This is a genomic window from Edwardsiella piscicida (assembly GCF_001896205.1).
Taxonomy (GTDB): Bacteria; Pseudomonadota; Gammaproteobacteria; order Enterobacterales; family Enterobacteriaceae; genus Edwardsiella; species Edwardsiella piscicida.
In genome coordinates, this window is record NZ_MPNU01000001.1 from 2,943,358 (window position 1) to 2,968,145 (window position 24,788).

A 24,788-nucleotide genomic window follows, 5' to 3' on the forward strand; every position below is an offset into this window, starting at 1 on the left:
CGCCATTTTTATACTTTTTTTACGGCGATGACGCCGCTTTTTGCCTCATTTATACCCGAGAGCGCCTATCTTGATACTGTCATCGCGCTAAAGGAGATAAAAAATGACGCTGGGACTGATCGCCTGTGCCGTACTGGTGCTACTCCTGTTGGTTTATCTGGTGTATGCACTGTGGCATGCGGAGGACTTCTGATGTTTACCCATGCCTTGATGCTAATCGGTCTGCTGATGCTGCCGCTGCTGATCCTGGCCCCACCGCTGGGCAGCCTGCTGAGCCGCCTGATCGACGGCGAGCCGTACCGCGCCATGGCGCGTACGGAGAACGCCCTGTGGCGCCTGTGCGGCGTGACGCCCCATGAAATGGACTGGCGTCACTACCTGCTGGCCATCCTCGCCTTTAACCTGTTGGGGATCGTGCTGCTGTTCGCGCTGCTGATGGCGCAGGGGCTACTGCCCCTCAACCCTCAGGGATTCCCCGGCCTGCGCTGGGATCTGGCCCTCAATACCGCCGTCAGCTTTGTCACCAATACCAACTGGCAGGCCTACAGCGGCGAGAGCAGCCTGAGCTACCTCAGCCAGATGGCCGGACTCGGCGTACAAAACTTTCTGTCGGCGGCCAGCGGCATCGCCGTTTTGTTTGCCCTGATCCGCGCCTTCGCCCGCCACGCCGATCCGATGCTGGGCAATGCCTGGGTCGATCTGTGGCGCATCACCCTGTATGTCCTGCTGCCGCTGTCGCTGCTGCTGAGCCTATTTTTTGTCAGTCAGGGCGTGCTGCAGAATTTTAGCGCCTATGTCAGCGTGGCACCGCTGGAGGGGGGCACACAGCTGCTGCCGATGGGACCGGTCGCCTCCCAGGAGGCCATCAAGCTGCTCGGCACCAACGGCGGCGGCTTTTTCGGCGCGAACTCCGCTCACCCGTTTGAAAACCCGACCGCGCTGAGCAACCTGCTGCAGATGGTGGCGATCCTTCTGCTGCCGACCGCCCTGTGCTTCGCCTTTGGTCGCAGCGTCGGCGACAGCCGTCAGGGCCACGCCCTGCTGTGGACCATGTCGCTGATCTTTATCGTTGCCGCGGGCTCGGTGATGTACGCCGAGCTGCAGGGTAACCCGCACCTGATGGCGCTGGGCGCCGACGACAGCGCCAACATGGAGGGTAAGGAGAGCCGCTTCGGCATCCTCTCCTCCGCCCTGTATGCCGTGGTCACGACGGCGGCCTCCTGCGGCGCGGTGAACGCCATGCACGACTCCTTCACCGCCCTGGGCGGCATGGTGCCGATGTGGCTGATGCAGATAGGCGAGGTGGTCTTCGGCGGCGTAGGCAGCGGCCTGTACGGCATGCTGCTGTTCGTGCTGCTGACCGTCTTCATCGCCGGGCTGATGATCGGTCGCACCCCGGAGTACCTGGGGAAAAAGATCGGCGTCTATGAAATGAAAATGACCGCCCTGGCCATTCTGATCCCGCCGGCCCTGGTGCTCACCGGCAGCGCCATCGCGCTGCTGTGCGACGCCGGACGCAGCGCGATCCTCAACCCGGGCGCCCACGGCTTCAGCGAGGTGCTGTACGCCTTCTCCTCCGCCGCCAACAACAACGGCAGCGCTTTCGGTGGCCTGAGCGTCAATACGCCGTTTTACAACCTGCTGCTGGCGCTGGCCATGCTGCTGGGACGCTTCGGGGTGATCGTGCCGGTCATGGCGATCGCCGGCGCGCTGGCGCTGAAAAAACGTCAGCCGGCGGGCAACGGCACGCTGCACACCCACGGCGCGCTGTTCGTCGGCCTGCTGGTGGGCACCATTTTGCTGGTGGGCGCCCTGACCTTTATTCCGGCGCTGGCCCTCGGCCCGCTGGCGGAACAGTTACAGATGACGCTGAGCGGCGTACGGCCATAAGGGAAGAGAGAGTTATCATGAGTCATAAACAGCGTGCACTATTCGAACCGGCCCTGCTGAAAACGGCGCTGCGCGATGCGCTGCGCAAGCTGGATCCCCGCGTCCAGTGGCACAACCCGGTGATGTTCGTGGTCTACCTGGGCAGCCTGCTGACCAGCTTTATCTGGCTGATGATCCTGTGCGGCCAGACCGACGGCAGCGCCATCTTCACCGGCAGCCTGGCCCTGTGGCTGTGGTTTACCGTGCTGTTTGCCAACCTGGCCGAGGCGCTGGCCGAAGGACGCAGCAAGGCGCAGGCCGAGAGCCTGAAAGGGGTGAAGAAGAGCGGCTGGGCCAAACAGCTGTCGCAGGCGCAGTACGGCGCCCCGTGGCAGAAGGTGGCCGCCGAAAGCCTGCGCAAAGGCGACCTGGTTCTGGTCGAGGCGGGCGATACCCTGCCCTGCGACGGCGAGGTGCTGGAGGGCGGTGCATCGGTGGACGAAAGCGCCATCACCGGGGAGTCGGCGCCGGTGATCCGCGAGTCCGGCGGCGACTTCTCCTCAGTCACCGGCGGCACGCGAGTGCTCTCCGACTGGCTGGTGGTGCAGTGCAGCGTCAACCCCGGAGAAACCTTCCTTGACCGGATGATCGCCATGGTTGAAAGCGCCAAGCGGCGCAAGACGCCCAACGAAATTGCGCTAACCATCCTGCTGATCGCCCTGACGATAATCTTTTTACTGGCCTGCGCCACTCTGTACCCCTTTTCGCTGTTCAGCGCACAGGTCAGCCAGATGGGAAGCCCGGTGACCGTGACCGTGCTGGTGGCGCTGTTAGTCTGCCTGATCCCCACCACCATCGGCGGCCTGCTGTCCGCCATCGGCGTCGCCGGCATGAGCCGAATGCTGGGCGCTAACGTGATCGCCACCAGCGGCCGGGCGGTCGAGGCCGCCGGGGATGTCGACGTCCTGCTGCTGGACAAGACCGGCACCATCACCTTGGGCAACCGCCAGGCCTCCGAGTTTCTGCCGGTCAGCGGCGTCAGCGAGCAGGCGCTGGCCAGCGCCGCGCAGCTGGCCTCCCTGGCGGACGAAACCCCGGAGGGACGCAGCATCGTAGTGCTGGCCAAGCAGCGTTTTAACCTGCGCGAGCGCGACCTGAACAGCCTGAACGCCACCTTCGTCCCCTTCTCCGCCCAGACCCGCATGAGCGGGGTCAACATCCAGGGCCGCATGATCCGCAAAGGCTCCGTCGACGCTATCCGCCGCTACGTCGAGTCCGCCAGCGGCCACTTCCCCCGCTCGGTGGAGGAGGCCGTCGAGCGCGTGGCGCGCAGCGGCGCCACCCCGCTGGTGGTGGCGGAGGACGCCCGCATCCTCGGCGTCGTCGCGCTGAAGGATATCGTCAAGGGGGGGATCAAAGAGCGCTTCGCCGAGCTGCGGCGCATGGGGATCAAAACGGTGATGATCACCGGCGATAACCGCCTGACCGCCGCCGCCATCGCCGCCGAGGCGGGGGTAGACGACTTCCTGGCCGAGGCGACGCCGGAGGCCAAGCTGGCGCTGATCCGCCAGTATCAGGCCGAAGGGCGTCTGGTCGCCATGACCGGAGACGGCACCAACGACGCCCCGGCGCTGGCCCAGGCCGACGTGGCGGTGGCGATGAACTCCGGTACCCAGGCGGCCAAAGAGGCCGGCAACATGGTCGATTTGGACTCCAACCCGACCAAGCTGATCGAGGTGGTGCACATCGGCAAGCAGATGCTGATGACGCGCGGTTCGCTGACCACCTTCAGCATCGCCAACGACGTGGCCAAGTACTTCGCCATCATCCCGGCCGCCTTTGCCGCCACCTACCCGCAGCTCAACCAGCTCAACGTGATGCACCTGAGCTCACCGGCATCGGCCATCCTGTCGGCGGTGATCTTCAACGCGCTGATCATCGTCTTCCTGATCCCGCTGGCCCTGCGCGGCGTCAGCTACCGCCCGCTGAGCGCCGGCGCGCTGCTGCGGCGTAACCTGTGGATCTACGGCGCCGGCGGCCTGCTGGTCCCCTTCGCCGGGATCAAGATTATCGATCTGTTTTTAACGCTGTGCGGCCTGGTCTAAACGCCGCTCCAAGGAGAAGATGATGGCGCTATCGCTGTTACGCCCCACCCTGATGATGATGCTGATCCTGACGCTGATCACCGGCGTCGCCTACCCGCTGCTGAGTACGGCGCTGGCGCAGCTGATGTTCCCCCAGCAGGCCAACGGCTCCCTGCTGCTGCGCGATGGCCATCCGGTGGGCTCTGCGCTGATCGGTCAATCATTCCAGCGCGACGACTACTTTTGGCCGCGCCCGTCGGCCACCGCCGAGCGTCCCTACAACGCCATGGCGTCGGGCGGTAGCAATCTGGCGGTCAGCAACCCGCTGCTGACCCAGACGCTGGCCGCGCGCGCCGAACGACTACGCCAGCGCGACGCGCAGGAGCCCGTCGGCGAGCCGATACCGGTCGATCTGCTCACCAGCTCCGCCAGCGGCCTCGACCCGGATATCTCGCCGCAGGCCGCCCATTATCAGGCGGCGCGGATCGCCACGGCGCGCGGCGTGCCCCCGGCGCTGATCGATGCCCTGATAGCCCAGAACACCGAGCCGCGCTGGCCGGCCTTTATCGGCCAGCCGACGGTGAACGTATTGAGGCTGAATCTGGCGCTGGATCGGCTATCATCGGATCCGGCGCTACGCCACCCCTCATCGCCCTCTGAATAAGGATACGTCATGGTCGACGACGAACAACGCCCGGATCCGGACGCCCTGCTGGCCCAGGTCAACGAACCCGCGCGCGGCAGGCTCAAGGTCTTCTTCGGCGCCTGCGCCGGCGTCGGTAAAACCTACGCCATGCTGCAGGAGGCGCAGCGCCTGCGCGCTCAGGGGCTGGACGTGGCGGTCGGCGTCGTGGAAACCCATGGCCGCAGCGAAACCGCCGCCCTGCTCGACGGGCTGGAGCTGCTGGCGCAAAAGCGGATCCACCACCGGGGACGCCAGATCCGCGAATTCGACCTCGACCGGGCGCTGGCGCGCGCCCCGGCGCTGATCCTGATGGATGAGCTGGCGCATACCAATGCCCCCGGCTCGCGCCACCCCAAGCGCTGGCAGGACGTCGAGGAGCTGCTGTCGGCCGGCATCGACGTGCTGACCACCGTCAACGTACAGCATCTGGAGAGCCTGAACGATATCGTTGGCAGCGTGACCGGCGTACAGGTGCGCGAAACGGTGCCGGACCGGCTGTTTGACGCCGCCAGCGAGGTCGTGCTGGTCGACCTGCCGCCGGACGACCTGCGCCAGCGTCTCAAGGAGGGCAAGGTCTATATTCCGGGTCAGGCCGAGCGCGCCATCGAGCACTTTTTCCGCAAGGGAAACCTGATCGCCCTGCGTGAGCTGGCCCTGCGCCGCACCGCCGATCGGGTCGATGATCAGATGCGCGCCTTTCGCAGCGGCCCCGGCGGCAGCCGGGTCTGGCACACCCGCGATGCCCTGCTGCTGTGCATCGGCCAGTACGCCGACAATGATAAGCTGGTGCGCACCGCCGCCCGCCTGGCCGGTCGGCTGGGCTGCGTCTGGCACGCCGTCTACGTGGAGACGCCGCATCTGCACCGCCTGCCGGAAAACGAGCGGCGCACCATCCTGCGCAGCATGCGCCTGGCGCAGGAGCTGGGGGCGGAGACGGCCACCCTCTCCGATCCCACCCCGGAGCGCGCCATCCTACGCTACGCCCGCGAACACAATCTGGGCAAAATTCTGCTGGGTCGCCGCCAGCGCGAGTCCCGGCGTCTACGCTGGCCCGGCGCCAGCTTCGTCGACCGTCTGGCCCGCCTGGGCCCCGACCTCGACCTGCTGATCGTCGCCGTCGAGGATCGCCCCAGCGGCCCGCGGGAAAACGATCCGCGCCCGTTCGGCGAGAAGTGGCGGGTGCAGATCCAGGGGTTCCTGGTGGCCGCGGCGCTGTGCGCGCTGATCTCGCTGTGCGGCAAGCTGATGCTGCCCACCTTCGATCAGGTCAATCTGGTGATGGTCTACCTGCTCGGCGTGGTGGTGGTGGCGCTGTTCTTTGGCCGCTGGCCGTCGGTTTTCTCCGCCTGCATCAGCGTCGCCAGCTTCGATCTGTTCTTCGTGCAGCCGCAGTGGTCTTTCGCCGTCAGCGATGTTCAGTACCTGGTCACCTTTGGCGTGATGCTGATCGTCGGTATTCTGATCGGTAACCTCACCGCCGGCATGCGCTATCAGGCGCGGGTGGCGCGCTACCGCGAACAGCGCGCCCGCCACATGTATGAAATGTCCAAGGCGCTGGGCAACGCGTTGAATCACGACGCGGTGGTACACAGCGCCTGCGCCTCCCTGAATCACAGCTTTGGCGCCCGCACCACGCTGCTGCTGCCGGACGGCGACGGCCTACTGCGTCCCCGCCACGGCGATGAGGCCGGGGTCACCAACGTCGATCTGGCCATCGCCCAGTGGTGTCTGGATCGCCGCCAGCCCGCCGGCGCCGGCACCGATACCCTGCCCGGCGTTCCCTATCAGCTGCTGCCGCTCTCCAGCGCCCAGAACACCTTTGGCGTACTGGCCATTGAGCCGACCAACCTGCGCCAGCTGATGGTGCCGGAGCAGCAGCGCCTGCTGCAAACCTATACCGTCATGATCGCCAACGCGCTGGAGCGCCTGCACCTGGCCCACAGCGCGGCGGCGGCCCGTCTGGAGGCCGAGCGAGAGCAGCTGCGCAACTCGCTGCTGGCCGCCCTCTCTCACGATCTGCGCACTCCGCTGACGGTGCTGTTCGGGCAGGCGGAGATACTGACGCTGGATCTGGCCAGCGAACGCTCGGCCCACGCCCCGCAGGCAGAGGAGATCCGTCAGCAGATCCTCAACACCTCCCGCCTGGTCAACAACCTGCTGGACATGGCCCGCATCCAGTCCGGCGGCTTCCGTCTGCGCAAGGCATGGCAGTCGCTGGAGGAGATCGTCGGCAGCGCCATCCATACGCTGGAGCCGATGCTGGCCGGCCATCCCCTCGCCCTCAGCCTGCCGGCGGATCTGCCGCTGGTGAACTGCGACGGGGCGCTCATCGAGCGCGTCCTGCAGAATCTGCTGGAGAACGCGGGGAAATACGCCGGCAGCGCGGCCCGCATCGCCATCGGCGCGCGGGTCGGCGCCGACGGGCTCGAGGTGGAGATCAGCGACAGCGGGCCGGGGATTCCCGCCGACCAACTGCCGCATATCTTCAACAAGTTTACCCGCGGCGATAAAGAGTCCGCCATTCCCGGCGTCGGCTTGGGGTTAGCGATTTGCCGTGCCATTATTGATATACACGGTGGTAGAATCTGGGTCGAAAGCCCACCGCAGGGCGGCGCCCATTTTCACTTCACCCTGCCGCTGGAAACCGTGCCGGAGATCGACCCGGAAACCGATGAGGAGATGACAGACAACCCGTGACAGCCGCCCCCATCACTATTCTGATCGTCGAAGACGAACAGGCTATTCGCCGCTTTGTGCGCGCCGCCCTGGAAAACGAAGGCTGGCGCGTCGCGGACGCCGATGGCCTGCAGCGTGGCCTGATCGAGGCCGCAACCCGCCAGCCGGATCTGATCATCCTCGATCTGGGGCTGCCGGACGGCGACGGCGTGGAGTTTATCCGCGATCTGCGCCGCTGGAGCGCCATTCCGGTGATCGTGCTCTCGGCGCGCTGCGATGAGGCCGACAAAGTTGAGGCCCTCGACGCCGGCGCCGAGGATTTTCTGAGCAAACCCTTCGGCGTCGCGGAGCTGCTGGCGCGAGTGCGGGTGGCGCTGCGGCGCCATACCCGCCAGCAGCAGGAGAGCCCGCTGGTCTGCTTCGCCGACGTCCAGGTGGATCTGCTGGCGCGCAGCGTCACCCGGCGCGGCGAGCGGCTGCACCTCACGCCGATCGAGTTTCGCCTGCTGGCCGAGCTTATCGCCAACAGCGGTAAGGTGCTGACCCAGCGCCAGCTGCTCAGCAGCGTCTGGGGACCCAACTACGTCGAGCACAGCCACTACCTGCGCATCTATATGGGACACCTGCGCCAGAAGCTGGAGGCCGAACCGGCCCGTCCGCGCCATCTACTGACCGAAACCGGCGTCGGCTACCGCTTTATGCCGTAGAGGACGAGTTCGCTTCTCCCCGGCGTTCCCCCATAAAAAACGCCGCGCAGTGCGCGGCGTTGCGGAGGGGAATGGCGCGTTTACGCGTTAGCCAGTACGGCGCTCACGATATCAACCGCCTCTTTCTCGATACGCTGGCGATGCTCCGCACCCAGGAAGCTTTCACAGTAGATCTTGTAGGCCTCCTCGGTGCCGGACGGACGCGCGGCGAACCAGCCGTTGTCGGTCATGATCTTCAGCCCGCCGATCGGCGCGTCGTTACCCGGGGCGCGGGTCAGACGGGCGGTGATCGGATCCCCCGCCAGCCGGTCCGCCTGCACCATCTCCGGAGAGAGACGGGAAAGCGCCGCCTTCTGGGCATGGGTCGCCGGCGCCTGCAGACGGTTATAGCTCGGGGAGCCAAAGCGCGCCGCCAGCGCATCGTAATGCTGCTGCGGGTTCTTACCGGTCTGGGCGGTGATCTCTGCCGCCAGCAGGCACAGGATGATGCCATCCTTATCGGTAGACCACGGCGTGCCGTTGAAGCGCAGGAACGATGCCCCGGCGCTCTCTTCGCCGCCAAAGCCAAGGCTGCCGTCAAACAGACCGTCGACAAACCACTTGAAGCCGACCGGCACCTCCACCAGGCGGCGATCCAGCGCCTTAACCACCCGATCGATCATCGCGCTGGAGACCAACGTCTTACCCACGGCCACCTCGGCCCCCCACTGCGGGCGGTGGCGGAACAGATAGTCGATGGCCACGGCCAGATAGTGGTTCGGGTTCATCAGCCCGGCCGGCGTTACGATGCCGTGACGGTCATAGTCCGGGTCATTGGCAAAGGCCAGGTCGAAGCGATCGCGCAGCGCCAGCAGCCCCGCCATGGCGCTCTCCGAGGAGCAATCCATGCGGATCACGCCGTCGTGGTCCAGATGCATAAAGCGGAAGGTCTGATCGATATGGTCGTTGACCAGCGTCAGATCCAGGCCGTAATGCTCACCGATGCGCTGCCAGTATTCGATACCGGAGCCGCCGAGCGGATCCACGCCGAGCTTCAGACCGGCGCGCTGAATCGCCGGCATATCGACGATATCGCGCAGATCTTCAACGTAGGGCTGCACCAGGTCGCGCGCGTGGATATGGCCGCTGCGCCAGGCCGCGTCCAGCGTCAGACGCTTCACGCCGGCCAGATCCTGCGCCAGCAGCTGGTTGGCACGCTGCTCGATAACGCAGGTCAGATTGGTATCCGCCGGGCCGCCGTTGGTCGGGTTGTATTTGATGCCGCCGTCTTCGGGCGGGTTATGGGAGGGCGTAATCACGATACCGTCGGCCAGCGCGCCGCCGCGACGGTTATGGGTCAGAATGGCGTGTGACACCGCCGGCGTCGGGGTAAAGCCATTGTTCTCCTGCACCACCACCTCAACGCCGTTGGCGCTCAGCACCTCCAGCACGCTGACGAAGGCCGGCTCAGAGAGCGCATGGGTATCTTTACCGACAAAGCAGGGCCCCTCGACGCCGTTGGCCTTGCGCACCTCGGCGATCGCCTGGGCGATCGCCAGAATGTGCGCCTCATTGAAGCTTTGGCGCTGCGCGCTGCCGCGGTGACCGGAGGTGCCGAACTTCACGGCGTGGGACGGATTATCCGCCTGCGGACGCAGGCTGTAATACTGTGCAACCAGCTGAGCCACATTGATCAAATCGCTCTGCCGGGCAGGCTGCCCGGCGCGCGGGTGATTTGCCATCTGCGCTTCTCCCTAACGCTTGTTATTTATCAAATGGTGCCGCAAACCTTCTCGATCAGCTCCACGGGGAACTGCATCGCCAGCATGATGTGTTCGATCATCGCGCGCTTGCGGCCTGAGTTGGTATTGGTGATCACCCAATAAGGGGTGCCGGGTACCTGCTTGGGCTTGGTGTGATTGCCACTCTGCAGCAGCGTATTGCGATCGCCGGCAAAGTAGACGCGGGTGCGCCCGTGCAGGGCATCCGTTGCCGCCGCAAACCCATCGGCGTCAATGGCGTACAGCGTGGTCAGAATCAGCATAAAGCGACTGACCGCCCTGTTCTGTTCAGCATACTCATCCGACAGCAGCAGTTCGCGCATGGTGCGCACGCGATCCTGCGGCCGGGATACCGCCGCGGCGGGAGGGGTTACCAGCGCAGGAAGCGCCGCGCCAGCGACGGCGGCCGTCTTGCTCTCCATACCGACTTTCAGCAGCCGGCGCAGAATGTCGGAAGCACTCTCGCCAATCCGCTGAGTGTGGCTGGCAATATAGCGGTAGAGCTCCTCGTCGACTTCAATCGTTTTCATCGTTATCCAGTACTTTTGCTACTTGGTCAGATTGGATTATAAGGTTAAACGCCCTGAGCGGATAGCGTTTAGCGCCACGGTGGGGTGATTAACGTCCATTTTGGCGCCTCCGTCGGTGCGGCGCCAACGCGGCGCGGGCGCTTAAGCGTCGGCGCTGACGGCCAGCCCGAGGGGGTCACCCTCGCCGGCCCCTGCGCAGGCGCTCGGCCGGCGGACACGTCGCCGCCGCCGTGGTAACCTGTACGCAACATTAGCTGAACAATTTATCTCACCATGATCCTGACCCTGAATCATCTGCTGCTGCGGGCGCCGCAGCCGCCGAGCCAGCCACCGCTGCTGCTGATCCACGGCCTGTTCGGTTCGCTGGACAACCTGGGCCAGCTCGCCCGTGCGCTCAACGCCCAGCGTGACGTGCTGCTGGTCGATCTGCGCAACCACGGCCAATCCCCCCATACCCCCGAGATGGACTATGATCTGCTCGCCGGGGATCTCATCGCGCTGATCGACGCCTACGACCTGGCGCCGCTGGACATCATGGGCCACTCCATGGGCGGCAAAGCGGCGATGCGTCTGGCGGCGCTCGCTCCGCAGCGTCTACGCCGCCTGGTGGTGCTGGATATGGCGCCGGTGGCCTATCCCACCCGCCGTCACGACGCGGTCTTTGCCGCCCTGAACGCGGTGCAGACGGCGGCGGTGCCGACGCGCCCGCAGGCCGCGCAGATCCTGCGCCGCTTTCTGCAGCAGGAGGGGGTGGTGCAATTTCTGCTCAAGTCCTTTCACCAGGGACGCTGGCGCTTTAATCTCGCGGCCCTGCAGCAGCATTACCCGCAGATCCTCGGCTGGCAGCCGCAGGCGCCTCATCTGGGGGAGACGCTGTTCATCAAGGGCGCGAACTCGCCCTATATTCTCGATGACTATCGAGAGGCGATCGCCCGCCAGTTTCCCCGCGCCCGCGCCCACGTGGTCAGCGGCAGCGGCCACTGGCTGCACGCTGAACAGCCAGATAACGTCCTGCGCGCGGTGCGCCGCTTTCTCGATACCCCCTCCGGCGCCGCGGCATAAAGATCCGAGCGCCGCGGATCGAACCCGCGTCGGTGCGGGAACGCGCGCCGACGCCGATAAGGGATTGTCGCTGCTCCACTCCCTGGGGTATGATGGCGCGCTAAAATGGGCGGCGCGTCCCCGTACGGTGCCGTCGGGGGAAATCCCGTATATATGTTAATCGGAGTCCGGGGTTCCCGTGCTCCCTTCTCCTTGCAGTACCGCTACCTGAATATGGCCAAAGAACAAACGGACCGCACGACGCTCGATCTGTTCGCGGAAGAACGTCGCCCAGGTCGTCCCAAAACCAACCCGCTTTCCCGGGAAGAGCAGCTGCGGATTAACAAGCGTAACCAGCTGCGGCGCGATCGGGTTAAAGGGCTGCGTCGCGTCGAGCTGAAGATGAATGAAGAGGCGGTCGATCTCCTCAACCGTCTGGCGCAGGAGCGCAACATCAGCCGCAGCGAGCTGATCGAGCAGATGCTGCTCAGTCAGCTACCGCTGGATACCTGACCCGCCTGGCGCAGCGCACAATGACGATAAAGCCGCGACGCCAAAGATGTTATAGTATTCGACTGGTAGGTAGGCTGGGTGTGTGACCGCGCCCCGTTGGGCTCAGCGCCTATCCCGTCCGTCGCCCGCGGCGGTCGGGGCACAGCCTGATTTAATTTCTGAGATAAAAGGTAAATTCGCGATATGGCAATCGTAGGTATTTTCTTTGGCAGCGACACCGGCAACACGGAAAACATTGCTAAGATGATCCAGAAGCAACTGGGTAAAGACGTTGCTGAAGTTCATGACATTGCCAAGAGCAGCAAGGAAGACCTTGAGGCGTTTGATATTCTTCTGCTGGGTATCCCCACCTGGTACTACGGCGAAGCGCAGTGCGACTGGGATGACTTCTTCCCCTCCCTGGAGGAGATCGACTTCTCCGGTAAGCTGGTAGCGCTGTTCGGCTGCGGCGATCAGGAAGACTATGCCGAGTACTTCTGCGATGCAATGGGCACCATCCGCGAGCTGGTTGAAGCGCGCGGCGCGACCATCGTCGGCCACTGGCCGACCGCCGGATACCACTTTGAAGCCTCCAAGGCGCTGGTCGATAGCAACACCTTCGTCGGCCTGGCCATCGATGAGGATCGCCAGCCAGAGCTGACCGCCGAGCGCGTGGACGCCTGGGTCAAGCAGCTCAGCGCAGAGATGCATCTGGCCGATATCCTGGGCTAATGCCTATCGCCTGCCGGCGCGGATCCCCGTTTAATAGCCGGCAGGTATTTCAGCCATCAATAAAAACGATAGTGCGCAGTTCGCTGCGTCATTTGTTTCTATCTTCCTCATTATTCGCGAGTTATATCAGATCTGCGCCGCAGGCACCCCGCGCTGACCACGCCGCGCCACGGTTCCCATTTAGGGATATCGGCCTTATAATGAATCTCACTATTATTTTCCGTTCGGTAACGGCCCCAGGGCGCTGCCGGGCGCTGTGACAGGACAGAATCCGAATGACTGACAACAACACCGCGTTAAAGAAAGCTGGCCTGAAAGTCACGCTTCCCCGTCTCAAGATTCTGGAAGTACTGCAAGATCCTACGTGCCATCACGTCAGTGCTGAAGACTTGTACAAGAAGCTGATCGACATGGGCGAGGAGATCGGTCTGGCGACCGTATACCGCGTGCTCAACCAGTTTGACGATGCCGGCATCGTTACCCGCCATAACTTTGAGGGCGGTAAATCGGTCTTTGAGCTGACCCAACAGCACCACCACGATCACCTGATCTGCCTGGACTGCGGCAAGGTCATCGAGTTCAGCGATGAGTCCATCGAGAAGCGTCAGCGTGAAATCGCCAAAAAACACGGCATCCAGCTGACCAACCACAGCCTGTATCTCTACGGCCAGTGCGCCGAGGGCGACTGCCGCAGCGATGAGGCCCTGCACGACGAAAAGGCCTAAGCAGCCCGACCTCCAGCGTCAGCGAAGCGGCCCATCGGGGCCGTTTTTTTTACCCGCGCGCCGACGAACAAAAAAAAGCCCTCAGAGACCGAGGGCAATTACTGCTCACTACTACTCAGATCGAAACCGGAAGAGAGAGAGGATGAGGCCGCGCCGCGGACGCTCATCCTAAGGCCCCCGCGCGGGGCGGGGGAAAATGAGGGTAATGCCCCGTCAGGACTTGACGGACTCCACGCGGCTAAAGCGCTTGCCGTCCGGCGATGCGGTACGCACCTGTACCTCACCGCTCACGCTCGGCTTCGCCTTGGCATCATAGCGCTGCCACTGCTTACCGCCGTCGACGGAGTACTCCACGATCAGGCCCGGCATCGCAACGTTGGTCTCCAGCGTGCCGTTCACGACGCGGGCACCCGGCTGCGGTACGCGGTAGGCCACGCCAGACTTGTCCATCTTGGCCAGCTCACGCTGCCCCATCAGGTTGGCAAAGCGCTGCCAGTCCTGCAGCAGGGCCTGCTGATCGACCAGGTGGGTTTCGCCGCCCTTGTATTCACGTCCGGCCTGATACGGCTGTTCCCAGCCCGCCTGATGCCACGCACGCTCGGCGACGGCCATGATGCGCGGATAGATCTTGTACTCCATCATCTCATCGGTACGCACCACTTCGCTCCACAGCTGAGCAGAGAGGCCATAGGCGCCCGGCCACGGCTTGTCGCTCTTGGCGCTGAAGTAGTTACCGTCGCGATCGACCGACGTTTCGGCGTTCTGCGGCAGGTTGTCCGGCGCGAAGGCAAAGATCTTGCGCTCATCGCTGAAGCGGGTGCCCCAGTAGTAGCCGTTCTCCTGCGGATTGACCTCGTACGGGAAGTCCATATAGACGTAATCCGGGTTGGAGATCACCACCTCATAGCCTTTATTGGCCCAGTCGTTGGCCGAGTCAAAGCCACCCCAGTACAGGGTATCCCAGAAGTTAACCCCGACGCGCGGCGTCGCAAATGCCTTGGCATCCTTGGCATCCTTCAGGCCATCCTGCCAGGCCTGCATCTTGCCGATGCCGTGGTCCTTGACCATCTTGCTGACTTCGACCGCGAAGTAGCTCGGCAGGTGCTCCATGTCGGCAACCTTGCCCTCTTTGATCATCGCCTGGCACATCTGAGACTTCGCCCACGGCTTGTCCTCTTTGCTCAGGTCGATCATCCCCTTGCCCGGCTCCGGCTTGTTCACGTCGGTATAGCCCGGCCCTAAGCGGATGTTCTTCGCCTCATCGCCGCCAAAGTGCCAGGTGGTGAGCGGCTGACCGGCTTCGCGGTGCATCTGGGCCATCTCGCCAATCACTTTGTCGACAAAGCGCTTGGAGGAGTCCAGGCACGGGTTGAGGTAGCTGTGACGATCGTAGAACTGCACCGAGGTGGTGTTAGAGTCATCGGTCGGATCCAGCAGGCGGTACTCGTTGGCGCCCTTCTCGTTACCGGCGGCCTTCAGCTTGTTGTAACGCGCCTCCATCGCCACCACCGCCGCACGGGCGTGGGCCGGCATGTCGATCTCGGGGATCACCTCAATGTGGCGCGCCTGGGCATACTTCAGCAGCTTGATATAGTCGGCGCGGGTAAAGTAGCCGCTGCCGTTGTTATTGCTGTCCGGCCCAGAGCCCAGCTGCGGCAGCAGGCACTGCTGCTCGCTCAGGTCATGACAGCGCTTGCCGCCGACTTCGGTCAGCTCCGGCAGGCCCGGGATCTCAATACGCCAGCCCTCATCGTCGGTCAGATGGAAGTGGAACTTGTTCAGCTTGTACGCCGCCATCTGATCCAGCAGGCGCTCGACAGCGGCCAGAGAGTGGAAGTTACGGCCCACGTCCAGCTCAATGCCGCGGTACTGGAAGCGCGGCGCATCTTCGGCGTCCAGCGTGGCTATCTTAGCGCTGCCGTTAGCCGGCAGCAGCGACAGGATAGACTGCAGACCGTAGAACACCCCGGCCTGATCGTAACCGGTAACCTCCGCGCCCTTGGTGCCGATCTTCAGCTGGTACGCGCCCGGTACCGCCATATCGCCTTTAAAGGCTTTAGTGGCGATCTGCGTCTTGATCGGGTAGCCCTTCTGGGCCTGCTTCACGCCCAACTGGCCCAGACGCTGCTTGATAACATCGGCGCTGGCGGTGTTCAGCACCGTCAGATCCAGGCTAACGCCGCGCGCCAGATCGGCGTCCTGCTGATGCACTTTCAGCTTCAGCGGCGTCGGCATGATCTGGCCGCGCAGGCTGGCCGCCGACAGGGTCTTCACATCGGCGTTCTTGGCAAAGCGGTTCTCCGGCGTCATCAGAACGTTTTTATCGTCCTTGATACGCTTCCACAGGTCGCCCGCAAACGGCGTCACGAACTGACGCAGATCTTCGGTATCGGTGTTGGCGATCACCTTCGGCTTAGCGTCCGGCGAGGTCACGTACCAGCGCGGCATCACGTCGCTTTCAAACAGCTGCCAGTATTCGCCGACGATGGGGATCTCGATGCGCTCACCCGCGGCAAAGCCCTTGAACTTATCCGTCGGCTCAATCTTGTGCAGATCGCCGGTCACAAAGGTGATCTTGAACTGATCGTTGCCGCTCTTCAGGATCTGACGGATGTTATGGAAGTAGATGGCCCAGTCTTTCCCCTCGATGGCGCTGCCATCGTTGGTCAGGCTGATCACCGCCTGGTTGCAGGAGGCCCAGTCGGCGCCCAGCGCCGCACAGTTGACGCCGTTCTCCGCGCCGCGGTTGTCGGTGACGGCGTAGTTCACCTTCACCTGGCTGCTGATGCTGTCCACCAGCTGCTGATCGGCCTGCGCTACGCCGGAAACGCCCAGCATACCCAGTGCCGTGGCGACTACGCTCAGTTTATATCCTTTCATCATCTCGCTTCCCTTTTCTCAGTTCGCGTTACTGGCGCGGATTTCCTGCCACAGTTTGCCGCAGCGGGCCGTATAGTTGTCACCGGCGCCGCTCATCGCCGCCTCAATACACTGCTGGTAATTCAGCACGCTCACGCTCTCTTTCTGCGCGAACGCGGCGTGAGCCTTGCTCTGCTTCATTACCTCTAGAATGGTCTGGCAGGACGCCACCTTGTCATGTTTGCCGTCGGCATCCTGAATACACTTGCTGTAGGCCTGCTTCAGCAGCTGACCTTCCTGAGACGGCGCGCTCGGCTGCGCACAGCCGGTCAGTACGATGGCGGCCATGGCCACACCCAGAATCGCTTTCATATTCTCTCTCCCTTGATTCGCTTAGCGCCCCTCCGCGCGTGCGGAGGGGGCGATAACTCAGAACACGGTGAACGGGGCGATAACGATAAACTTCACGTCGCGCTCATCCTGGAACATGTTGTTGTAGCCGCCGCCCCAGCTCGGGTTGTCGGAGTGGTTGTCATACTGGGTGTAGTGCAGCTTAAACAGGGTGCCCTTGGCACGGCCGTCCTGAATCACGTACATCGCATCCAGACTGTAGGCGCTCTCTTTAACCCGCTCGCTCTGGTCAGCCCAGGTGCTGTTCGGCTTGGCATCCCAGGCATAGACATAGGAGGCACCGACGCCCCAGCCCGGCATGTTCCACTTGCTCAGGTCATACATCACGCCGGCAAAGACGGCCTTTTCACCGTTGGCGTTGAAGTCGGAGCGGTTATCCCACCAGATATCCAGGCGACCGTTAGAGGAGGCGTAGGCCGGCGTCATACGCTGCAGGAAGTAGCCCTGCTTGCCTTCCGCCTTCACCCAGGTGCCTTCCAGACGCAGATCGAACTGACCGGCCTTGTAGCCGAAGGTCAGCGCCTGCAGCCAGGCGGTGCCGTCATAGATATTGGCGCTGCTGTTGGCGTCGGAGACGCGATCGTGCGCGCCGTAGAACTGGTAGCTGGTGGTCAGCGGGCTGCCGGCGACGTCAAACTTGTAGGTCCCCTTGGCGAAGTACTGATTCATAAAGCCCTGGGCCTGACCAAAGGCCGCTTCCAGCACCAGGCCGTTCTTGAAGTCATACTTCCCGCCCAGGGAGTGCAGGTAGGAGACCTCCTCCCCGCGGTTATCGCCCAGGCCGCCCTGGTAGAACTTGTCCATCTCCAGATGCCACGGCGCCTTATAACGGTCGGTCCACATATAGGAGAAGCTCAGCGCACCGGCGGTATCAAAGTCAAAGTTGGCGCCGGTCTCGACCCCCTGATAGGTCCCCGGCATGAAGCTCCAGTGCGGGGCAATCAGGGTCTGGCCGGTCGGCTGGATCCAGCCGACACGCGCCCACATCGGCCCCATTTTCAGCTTGGCCGCCGCCTTGTACAGGCTGATGCCGCTCTTATCGCCGCTGTAGTTTTCGTCGTAGCCCTTGTTGATGGAGGAGAAGGCGATTTCGTTCGGGTGGCTGCTCTCCGCCGATTCGGCCATCTCAATGGCGGTGAAGGCGCCGACGTCCAGACCGATAAAGTCGGCGGCGTAGCCGGAGGAGAAGTCAAGGCTGGCATTCCAGGTGGAGTGAGACAGGTTGGTCTTATACTGACCGGTCTCCACGTCCTTGCGATCGCGCTCGCGCTGCCAGTAGTAGATCCCACCGGTCATGGTTGAATCGTCGATGAACCCTTCAGCCTGCGCCTGTGAAGGCGCCATGAAGCCGCTGCCTAGCGTTGCTGCGGCAACAGCGAGCGCCAGCACGCTGCGCTTAGCACGATGCGTAACCATAGAAAAATTCCTCTTTGACTGAAAAATGCGGCTGGCGGAACAGCGCCCGACCAGGTCGCCAATATCCCCATTGGGGTAAAAGTTATTGGGTGTCTGGGTAAAAAACCCGTTCACTTACTGCACTACTAGACTATTTTTCGCGACGCGAATTATCAAATGAAAAGTAAAAAAGATGTATCAATTTTTGACCGAGTGCACATATTCTTATATTTAGTTACATTGCGGTATAGTTGGCATTATTAATGAAAAATACCATTAAAAAACAGAGATATATTTGTAATACCATTAGTGATGCTGGGGATGTTTATGGCGGGGAGTACGAGGCGACTTACTTCATTAATGAATAATTATTACATTACAACACCTTATTAATTTGCAACGCGAAATCATCATTTACTATACCCTTAAGCGCACGGCGCCGGCGCGGGCGTACGCCGCCGCCGAAGACGACGCGCTAGCGCGGGAAGCGTCCCGTCAACGCAGACAAAAAAACGCCACGGACCCGCGGCCCGTGGCGTTGATATTGACAAGCTATCGGCGTACTACGCCGCGCGCCCTATCGTTCAGAGCGCCGCTTTGGCCCAGGTATCGCGCAGGCCAACGGTGCGGTTAAACACCAGATGTTCGGCGGAGGAGTAGCGACTGTCGGCGCAGAAGTAGCCTTCACGCTCAAACTGGTAGGTCACCCCCGGCACCGCTGCGGCCAGCGTCGGCTCGACGAAACCGCGACGAATAACCAGAGACTCAGGGTTAATGGTGGAGAGGAAATCCTCCGCCGCCCCCGGGTTCGCCACGCTGAACAGGCGATCGTACAGGCGGAACTCCGCCGGCAGCGCATGGCTGGCGGACACCCAGTGGATCACCCCTTTCACCTTGCGGCCATCCGCCGGATCCTTGCTCAGGGTATCCGCATCGTAGCTGCAGTAAATGGTGGTGATCTCGCCGTCGGCGTCTTTCTCTACGCGCTCGGCGCGGATCACGTAGGCGTTGCGCAGACGCACCTCTTTGCCCAGCACCAGACGCTTGTACTGTTTGTTGGCCTCTTCACGGAAGTCGGCGCGATCGATGTACAGTTCGCGGGCAAACGGCACCTCACGGCTGCCCATCTCCGGATTGCTCGGATGATTCGGCATGGTCAGCAGCTGTACGCTGTCGGCCGGCAGGTTTTCGATCACCAGGCGCACCGGATCCAGCACCGCCATCGCGCGCGGGGCGTTTTCATTGAGATCGTCGCGGATACAGGACTCCAGCGCCGCCATCTCCACGTTGTTGTCCTGCTTGGTCACCCCGATACGGCGGCAGAACTCGCGCACGGCGGCGGCGCTATAGCCGCGGCGACGCAGACCCGAAATGGTCGGCATACGCGGATCGTCCCAGCCCTCGACAATCTTCTCGCTCACCAGCAGGTTCAGCTTACGCTTGGACATGATGGCGTATTCCAGGTTCAGGCGCGAAAACTCATACTGACGCGGATGGCACGGAATCGAGATATTATCCAACACCCAGTCGTACAGGCGACGGTTGTCCTGGAACTCCAGGGTGCACAGGGAGTGCGTGATGCCCTCCAGCGCATCGGAGATGCAGTGGGTAAAGTCGTACATCGGGTAGATGCACCACTTGTTGCCGGTCTGGTGGTGATCGGCAAACTTAATCCGGTACAGCACCGGATCGCGCATCACGATAAACGGCGACGCCATATCGATCTTGGCGCGCAGGCAGGCGCTGCCTTCGGCGAACTCGCCCAGACGCATTTTTTCGAACAGCGCCAGGTTCTCTTCAACGCTGCGATCGCGGAACGGGCTATTTTTCCCGGGCGAGGTCAGGGTGCCGCGGTATTCGCGGATCTGCTCGGCGCTCAGCTCATCCACATAGGCCAGCCCTTTGCCGATCAGCTCCAGGGCGTACTGATGCAGCTGGTCAAAGTAGTCAGAGGAGTAACGCACCGCGCCGCTCCACTCAAAGCCCAGCCACTGTACGTCGCGCTTGATGGACTCAACGTATTCGATGTCTTCTTTGACCGGGTTGGTATCATCGAAGCGCAGGTTGCACAGCCCTTGATAGTCTCTGGCGATGCCGAAATTCAGACAGATGGACTTGGCGTGGCCAATGTGCAGGTAGCCGTTTGGCTCCGGCGGGAAACGGGTATGCACGCTGGTGTGTTTACCGGACGCCAGATCTTCATCGATGATCTGACGGATAAAGTTGGTTGGGCGGGCTTCAGCCTCACTCATCTTCTGTTCCTCTATGCCAAAAAACGCGTTCTCATTGTTCCATGATCTAACAACCCTCGGGCGGAAACAACCGTTCTATCGGTAAAATACCGACGTTTTTTTTGTGATCTCCGCTGACGTGGCGGATAACCGCACCGCGCCACCCCCTTCTCCGGGCGATAAAAAACGGGGAGCCCTTTCGGGCCCCCCGCCGTATGACGCTGCCGTGTGACGGCGCGTTACTTGTTCAGAATGGTATACAGCTTGCTCTGACCGGCGACCACCTGCCCGGAGGCCAAGGCCCCCACGCCGCCAAAGTCATCGATATTGCTGACCACCACCGGGCTTATCATGGAGCGCGCATGGGCGTTCAGGTAGTCCAGATCCATCTCCAGCACCGGCTGGCCGACCTTCACCACATCCCCCTCTTCCACCAGGCGCTTAAAGCCCTGCCCGTTCAGCGCCACGGTATCGATCCCCATGTGCACCACCACTTCCACACCGTCATCGCTCTCCAGGCAGAAGGCGTGGTTGGTGTTGAAAATCTTCACCACGGTGCCGCTCGCCGGCGCCACGACCATCTTATCCGTCGGGCGCACCGCCAGACCGTCGCCGACGGCTTTACTGGCAAACGCCTCGTCCGGCACCTCGCTCAGGGCCACCACCTCACCGGTGATCGGTGATACCAGCGTCGAGTGGACACCGGCGGCGGCGTTTGGCGTCGCCTGGGCCTTCGCCGCGGGCGCGGTCGGGGCGGCGGCGCTTGCCGCGGCGGCAGGCACCGTGCCCACCGTGCGCATCGCGTTGGCGATCTTCTCGGCCACGAAGCCGACGATGATCTGTACGCTGGTCTTGTTCAGGCGGATCACGCCGGAGGCGCCCAGCTTCTTCGCCATCGCTTCGTTGACCAGCGAGGAGTCCTTCACCGTCAGACGCAGACGGGTGATACAGGCATCGATACCGGTCAGGTTGGCGGAGCCGCCGACGCAGGCGATATACTGGCGAGCCAGCTCGCTGACGTCCGCATCTTTGGTCAGATCCAGATCTTCATCGTTGCCATCGGCCTCTTCACCCGCGCCGCTCAGCTCACGCCCCGGCGTCATCAGGTTGAATTTGGTGATGGTGAAACGGAACACCACGTAGTAGATAACGAAGAAGACCAGCCCCTGCGGGATCAGCATATACCAGTGCGTCGCCAGCGGGTTACGGGACTGCAGCGCCATATCCACCAGGCCGGCGCTGAAGCCGAAGCCGGAGATCCAGTGCATGCTGGCCGCGATAAAGACGGAGATACCGGTCAGGATGGCGTGCAGCACGTACAGCACCGGCGCCACGAACATGAAGGAGAACTCCAGCGGCTCGGTGATCCCGGTAAAGAAGGCGGCAAACGCGGCGGCCAGCATGATACCGGCGACCTTCGCCTTGTTCTCCGGACGGGCGCAGTGATAGATGGCCAGCGCCGCACCCGGCAGACCGAACATCATGATCGGGAAGAAGCCAGCCTGATAGCGACCGGTGATACCGACCACCGCCTTGCCGCTCTCGATGGACTGGGCGCCGCCCAGGAAGTTCGGAATATCGTTAATGCCGGCGACGTCAAACCAGAACACGGAGTTCAGGGCATGGTGCAGACCGACCGGGATCAGCAGACGGTTAAAGAAGGCATACACGCCGGCCCCCACGGAGCCCAGCTTCTGGATATGCTCACCGAAGTTCACCAGACCGTTAAAGATTACCGGCCAGATATACATCAGGATAAAGGCCAGAATGATCATCAGGAACGAGGTCAGGATCGGCACCAGACGGCGGCCGCTGAAGAAGGAGAGCGCCTTGGGCAGCTCAACGCTGCTATAGCGGTTATACAGTTCGGCCGAGATGATACCGACCAGGATACCGATAAACTGGTTATTGATCTTACCGAAGGCGGCAGGAACCTGATCCACAGGAATCTTCTGGATCATCGCCACCGCGGCGGGTGAACACAGGGTGGTCACCACCAAGAAACCGACAAAGCCGGCCAGCGCCGCCGCGCCGTCTTTATCTTTGGACATACCGTAAGCGACACCAATGGCAAACAGCACCGACATATTATCGATGATGGCTGAGCCCGACTTGATGAAGAACGCCGCCAGTGCGTTGTCTCCCCCCCAGCCGACCGGGTCGATCCAATAACCGACGCCCATTAGTATTGCTGCGGCCGGTAGCGTCGCTACCGGCACCATCAGCGCGCGGCCTACCTTTTGCAAATAACCGAGAATACTCACATTTCCCCCTATTGGACCTACAATGCAAAGGGCACTGCCGGTCTCATCATCACTGATTTGGCTATATTGTTAACTGTATGGACTACAGTTTGGAGTGTAAAAAAATTATTTTTCTCCGCAAATTAAAACCTCCTGATTTGTGATAACTATCACCAATAACTGGTGAAAAGTTGTCTGTATGCTGGCTATCCCTGAAAACTTATTTTATCATTCGAAAAATCGATCGGCGCGGTAGGCTCCTTCGCAGGAGAGCCGGGAGCCAATGGGTCATCACCGGCGCCGAACCCGCTTTTCGTTCAGTTTCCCGTTTTGTAAAAGGTGCCCTATGAGACTTATTCCGCTGCATAACGCGACCGACGTTGGCCTGTGGTCTGCCCGCCATATCGTTAAGCGCATCAACGCGTTCAAGCCTACCGCCGAGCGCCCGTTTGTTCTGGGTCTGCCGACCGGTAGCACCCCCCTGCAAACCTATAAGCGCCTGATCGAACTCTATCAGGCCGGTGAAGTGAGCTTCCGCCACGTCGTCACCTTTAATATGGATGAATACGTTGGTCTGGCAGAATCACACCCGGAAAGCTATCACAGCTTTATGTATAATAACTTCTTCAACCACATTGATATTCAGAAAGAAAATATCAATTTGTTAAATGGTAACGCGCCGGACGTGGACGCCGAGTGCCGCCGCTACGAAGAGAAGATCCGCGCCTATGGCAAGATCAATCTGTTCATGGGCGGCGTTGGCAACGACGGACATATCGCCTTCAACGAACCGGCCTCTTCGCTGGCTTCGCGCACCCGGATCAAGACCCTGACCGAAGATACCCGCATCGCCAACTCCCGCTTCTTCAACGGCGACATCAGTCTGGTACCGAAGTATGCGCTGACCGTCGGCGTGGGCACCCTGCTGGACGCGGAAGAGGTGATGATCCTGGTAACCGGTCACGCCAAATCCCTGGCGCTGCAGGCCGCGGTCGAGGGCAGCGTCAACCATATGTGGACCATCAGCGCCCTGCAGCTGCATCCCAAGTCCGTGGTGGTCTGCGATCAGCCGGCGACCATGGAGCTGAAGGTTAAAACCGTTAACTATTTCCGCGAGCTCGAAGCGGAAAATATGAAAGATCTCTGATAATTACGTCCGGGGGAATGTGATGTACGCCTTAACTCACTGTCGGATTTATACCGGCCACGATATTCTTGACGACCATGCTGTGGTGATCGCCAATGGTTTAATTGAAAAAATCTGTCCCGAGGCTGCGCTCGCACCGGATATCGCCACCCGCGATCTGGGCGGCGCCATCCTGGCCCCCGGCTTTATCGACGTTCAGCTCAACGGCTGCGGCGGCGTGCAGTTTAACGACAGCGAAGAGGCCGTCAGCGAGCAGACGCTGGAGATCATGCAGCGCGCCAACGAACGCGCCGGCTGCACCAGCTACCTGCCGACGCTGATCACCTGCAGCGACGCCATGATGCAGCGCGGTATTACGGTGATGCAGTCCTACCTGCGTCGCCACCGTAACCAGGCGCTGGGGCTGCATATTGAAGGGCCCTATATCAGCCTGGAGAAAAAGGGCACCCATAACCCGCGCTATATCCGCCGCCCGGATAGCGCCATGCTCGACTTTATCTGCAGCCACGCCGAGGCCGTCGTCAAGGTGACCATGGCGCCGGAGATGAGCGACGACGCGGCCATTCAACAGCTGCGCGCCGCCGGGATCGTGGTCTCCGCCGGCCACTCCAACGCCAGCTACGAAGAGGCGCGCCGCGGCTTCGCCGCCGGAATGCGCTTTGCCACCCACCTCTACAATGCGATGCCGGCGATCAGCGGCCGCGCGCCGGGGCTGATGGGCGCCATCTTCGACACCCCAGAGGTGTATACCGGCATCATCGCCGACGGCCACCACGTGGCCTGGCCGAACATCCGCATGGCGAAAAAGCTCAAGGGCGACCACCTGGTGCTGGTCACCGACGCCACCGCGCCGGCGGGTTCAGACATTGACAGCTTCATTTTCGCGGGGAAAACAGTATATTACCGCAATGGGCTGGTAGTAGATGAAAATGGTACGCTGAGCGGATCGGCGCTGACCATGATAGAGGCGGTGCAAAACAGCGTTGAGCACGTCGGCATTGCGCTGGATGAAGCCCTGCGCATGGCCACCCTCTATCCGGCGCGCGCCATCGGCGTCGCGCAGCGACTGGGCAGCATCGAACCGGGTAAGGTCGCCAACCTGACGGCGTTTACCCGCGACTTCCAGGTAACCACGACCATCGTTAACGGCGAAACCGTCTACCAACGCGGCGGTTGAATGACAACACACAGGTGAGAGAGT

Annotated in this window: 19 protein-coding genes; 12 read left to right on the forward strand and 7 right to left on the reverse strand. The window is 62.1% G+C overall.

The window, feature by feature from the left end; genetic code table 11:
- Positions 1-103: 103 nt before the first annotated feature.
- From BRD58_RS13575 to kdpE, 6 genes are read left to right on the forward strand one after another with little or no spacing between them, the layout of a single operon-like run.
- Positions 104-193 carry an ATPase gene (locus BRD58_RS13575; RefSeq protein WP_034164201.1) on the forward strand — a complete coding sequence of 30 codons (90 nt, stop codon included), beginning with the start codon at positions 104-106 and terminating at the stop codon, positions 191-193.
- A complete protein-coding gene (kdpA, locus tag BRD58_RS13580) occupies positions 193-1,890 on the forward strand; it encodes a potassium-transporting ATPase subunit KdpA (RefSeq protein ID WP_015462086.1) in 1,698 nt (565 codons plus the stop codon). The genes BRD58_RS13575 and kdpA overlap by 1 nt, the downstream gene beginning before the upstream one ends.
- 17 nt (positions 1,891-1,907) lie before the next feature.
- Positions 1,908-3,974: a potassium-transporting ATPase subunit KdpB gene (gene kdpB, locus BRD58_RS13585; RefSeq protein WP_073383398.1), complete on the forward strand. Its 2,067-nt coding sequence runs from the start codon at positions 1,908-1,910 to the stop codon at positions 3,972-3,974.
- A gap of 22 nt (positions 3,975-3,996) precedes the next feature.
- Entirely contained in the window at positions 3,997-4,617 is a 621-nt protein-coding gene (gene kdpC / locus BRD58_RS13590; RefSeq protein WP_069579116.1) for a potassium-transporting ATPase subunit KdpC, read from the forward strand.
- A gap of 9 nt (positions 4,618-4,626) precedes the next feature.
- Positions 4,627-7,335, forward strand: a complete 2,709-nt coding sequence (gene kdpD, locus BRD58_RS13595; protein ID WP_073383402.1) for a two-component system sensor histidine kinase KdpD — start codon at positions 4,627-4,629, stop codon at positions 7,333-7,335.
- Positions 7,332-8,021, forward strand: coding sequence for a two-component system response regulator KdpE (gene kdpE, locus BRD58_RS13600; RefSeq protein ID WP_012849431.1), 690 nt, complete (start codon positions 7,332-7,334; stop codon positions 8,019-8,021). The genes kdpD and kdpE overlap by 4 nt, the downstream gene beginning before the upstream one ends.
- 80 nt (positions 8,022-8,101) lie before the next feature.
- Here kdpE and pgm read toward each other — a convergent pair whose 3' ends face one another.
- The gene (gene pgm, locus BRD58_RS13605; protein ID WP_015462090.1) at positions 8,102-9,742 is read right to left on the reverse strand and encodes a phosphoglucomutase (alpha-D-glucose-1,6-bisphosphate-dependent); all 1,641 of its coding nucleotides are present in this window, start codon (positions 9,740-9,742) and stop codon (positions 8,102-8,104) included.
- Positions 9,743-9,771: 29 nt separating this feature from the next.
- The gene (gene seqA / locus BRD58_RS13610; protein ID WP_012849433.1) at positions 9,772-10,311 is read right to left on the reverse strand and encodes a replication initiation negative regulator SeqA; all 540 of its coding nucleotides are present in this window, start codon (positions 10,309-10,311) and stop codon (positions 9,772-9,774) included.
- Positions 10,312-10,584: 273 nt separating this feature from the next.
- On the opposite strand from seqA, the gene BRD58_RS13615 reads away from it, so the two are divergent.
- From BRD58_RS13615 to fur, 4 genes are all read left to right on the forward strand, one after another.
- Positions 10,585-11,373, forward strand: coding sequence for an alpha/beta fold hydrolase (locus tag BRD58_RS13615; protein ID WP_015462091.1), 789 nt, complete (start codon positions 10,585-10,587; stop codon positions 11,371-11,373).
- A 213-nt stretch (positions 11,374-11,586) separates the two neighbouring features.
- Positions 11,587-11,865 carry a LexA regulated protein gene (gene ybfE / locus BRD58_RS13620; RefSeq protein WP_015462092.1) on the forward strand — a complete coding sequence of 93 codons (279 nt, stop codon included), beginning with the start codon at positions 11,587-11,589 and terminating at the stop codon, positions 11,863-11,865.
- A gap of 183 nt (positions 11,866-12,048) precedes the next feature.
- Positions 12,049-12,576, forward strand: a complete 528-nt coding sequence (gene fldA, locus BRD58_RS13625; RefSeq protein WP_012849436.1) for a flavodoxin FldA — start codon at positions 12,049-12,051, stop codon at positions 12,574-12,576.
- A 275-nt stretch (positions 12,577-12,851) separates the two neighbouring features.
- Positions 12,852-13,301, forward strand: a complete 450-nt coding sequence (fur, locus tag BRD58_RS13630) for a ferric iron uptake transcriptional regulator (RefSeq protein ID WP_073383406.1) — start codon at positions 12,852-12,854, stop codon at positions 13,299-13,301.
- Between the two features lie 213 nt (positions 13,302-13,514).
- Here fur and BRD58_RS13635 read toward each other — a convergent pair whose 3' ends face one another.
- The 5 genes from BRD58_RS13635 to nagE form a co-directional block, all read right to left on the reverse strand.
- On the reverse strand, positions 13,515-16,181 hold the full coding sequence (locus tag BRD58_RS13635; RefSeq protein ID WP_015462094.1) for a beta-N-acetylhexosaminidase: 2,667 nt from the start codon (positions 16,179-16,181) through the stop codon (positions 13,515-13,517).
- A gap of 18 nt (positions 16,182-16,199) precedes the next feature.
- Complete coding sequence (chiQ, locus tag BRD58_RS13640) at positions 16,200-16,532, reverse strand: ChiQ/YbfN family lipoprotein (RefSeq protein WP_012849439.1); 333 nt, start codon at positions 16,530-16,532, stop codon at positions 16,200-16,202.
- A gap of 57 nt (positions 16,533-16,589) precedes the next feature.
- A complete protein-coding gene (gene chiP, locus BRD58_RS13645) occupies positions 16,590-17,987 on the reverse strand; it encodes a chitoporin ChiP (protein ID WP_015462095.1) in 1,398 nt (465 codons plus the stop codon).
- 563 nt (positions 17,988-18,550) lie between these two features.
- Positions 18,551-20,218, reverse strand: a complete 1,668-nt coding sequence (gene glnS, locus BRD58_RS13650) for a glutamine--tRNA ligase (RefSeq protein WP_012849442.1) — start codon at positions 20,216-20,218, stop codon at positions 18,551-18,553.
- Between the two features lie 218 nt (positions 20,219-20,436).
- The gene (gene nagE / locus BRD58_RS13655) at positions 20,437-22,461 is read right to left on the reverse strand and encodes an N-acetylglucosamine-specific PTS transporter subunit IIBC (protein ID WP_015462097.1); all 2,025 of its coding nucleotides are present in this window, start codon (positions 22,459-22,461) and stop codon (positions 20,437-20,439) included.
- 325 nt (positions 22,462-22,786) lie between these two features.
- On the opposite strand from nagE, the gene nagB reads away from it, so the two are divergent.
- Positions 22,787-23,587 carry a glucosamine-6-phosphate deaminase gene (gene nagB / locus BRD58_RS13660; protein ID WP_015462098.1) on the forward strand — a complete coding sequence of 267 codons (801 nt, stop codon included), beginning with the start codon at positions 22,787-22,789 and terminating at the stop codon, positions 23,585-23,587.
- A 22-nt stretch (positions 23,588-23,609) separates the two neighbouring features.
- The gene (gene nagA, locus BRD58_RS13665; RefSeq protein WP_012849445.1) at positions 23,610-24,764 is read left to right on the forward strand and encodes an N-acetylglucosamine-6-phosphate deacetylase; all 1,155 of its coding nucleotides are present in this window, start codon (positions 23,610-23,612) and stop codon (positions 24,762-24,764) included.
- Positions 24,765-24,788: the final 24 nt, after the last annotated feature.

Excerpts from the sequence above, each read along its gene's own strand:
- kdpB (WP_073383398.1), top strand. The coding sequence starts at position 1,908 with ATGAGTCATAAACAGCGTGCACTATTCGAACCGGCCCTGCTGAAAACG.
- kdpC (WP_069579116.1), top strand. The coding sequence starts at position 3,997 with ATGGCGCTATCGCTGTTACGCCCCACCCTGATGATGATGCTGATCCTG.
- seqA (WP_012849433.1), bottom strand. The coding sequence starts at position 10,311 with ATGAAAACGATTGAAGTCGACGAGGAGCTCTACCGCTATATTGCCAGC.
- BRD58_RS13575 (WP_034164201.1), top strand. The coding sequence starts at position 104 with ATGACGCTGGGACTGATCGCCTGTGCCGTACTGGTGCTACTCCTGTTG.
- kdpD (WP_073383402.1), top strand. The coding sequence starts at position 4,627 with ATGGTCGACGACGAACAACGCCCGGATCCGGACGCCCTGCTGGCCCAG.
- chiP (WP_015462095.1), bottom strand. The coding sequence starts at position 17,987 with ATGGTTACGCATCGTGCTAAGCGCAGCGTGCTGGCGCTCGCTGTTGCC.
- nagA (WP_012849445.1), top strand. The coding sequence starts at position 23,610 with ATGTACGCCTTAACTCACTGTCGGATTTATACCGGCCACGATATTCTT.
- pgm (WP_015462090.1), bottom strand. The coding sequence starts at position 9,742 with ATGGCAAATCACCCGCGCGCCGGGCAGCCTGCCCGGCAGAGCGATTTG.
- BRD58_RS13615 (WP_015462091.1), top strand. The coding sequence starts at position 10,585 with ATGATCCTGACCCTGAATCATCTGCTGCTGCGGGCGCCGCAGCCGCCG.
- ybfE (WP_015462092.1), top strand. The coding sequence starts at position 11,587 with ATGGCCAAAGAACAAACGGACCGCACGACGCTCGATCTGTTCGCGGAA.
- fldA (WP_012849436.1), top strand. The coding sequence starts at position 12,049 with ATGGCAATCGTAGGTATTTTCTTTGGCAGCGACACCGGCAACACGGAA.
- fur (WP_073383406.1), top strand. The coding sequence starts at position 12,852 with ATGACTGACAACAACACCGCGTTAAAGAAAGCTGGCCTGAAAGTCACG.
- kdpA (WP_015462086.1), top strand. The coding sequence starts at position 193 with ATGTTTACCCATGCCTTGATGCTAATCGGTCTGCTGATGCTGCCGCTG.
- nagB (WP_015462098.1), top strand. The coding sequence starts at position 22,787 with ATGAGACTTATTCCGCTGCATAACGCGACCGACGTTGGCCTGTGGTCT.
- BRD58_RS13635 (WP_015462094.1), bottom strand. The coding sequence starts at position 16,181 with ATGAAAGGATATAAACTGAGCGTAGTCGCCACGGCACTGGGTATGCTG.
- chiQ (WP_012849439.1), bottom strand. The coding sequence starts at position 16,532 with ATGAAAGCGATTCTGGGTGTGGCCATGGCCGCCATCGTACTGACCGGC.
- glnS (WP_012849442.1), bottom strand. The coding sequence starts at position 20,218 with ATGAGTGAGGCTGAAGCCCGCCCAACCAACTTTATCCGTCAGATCATC.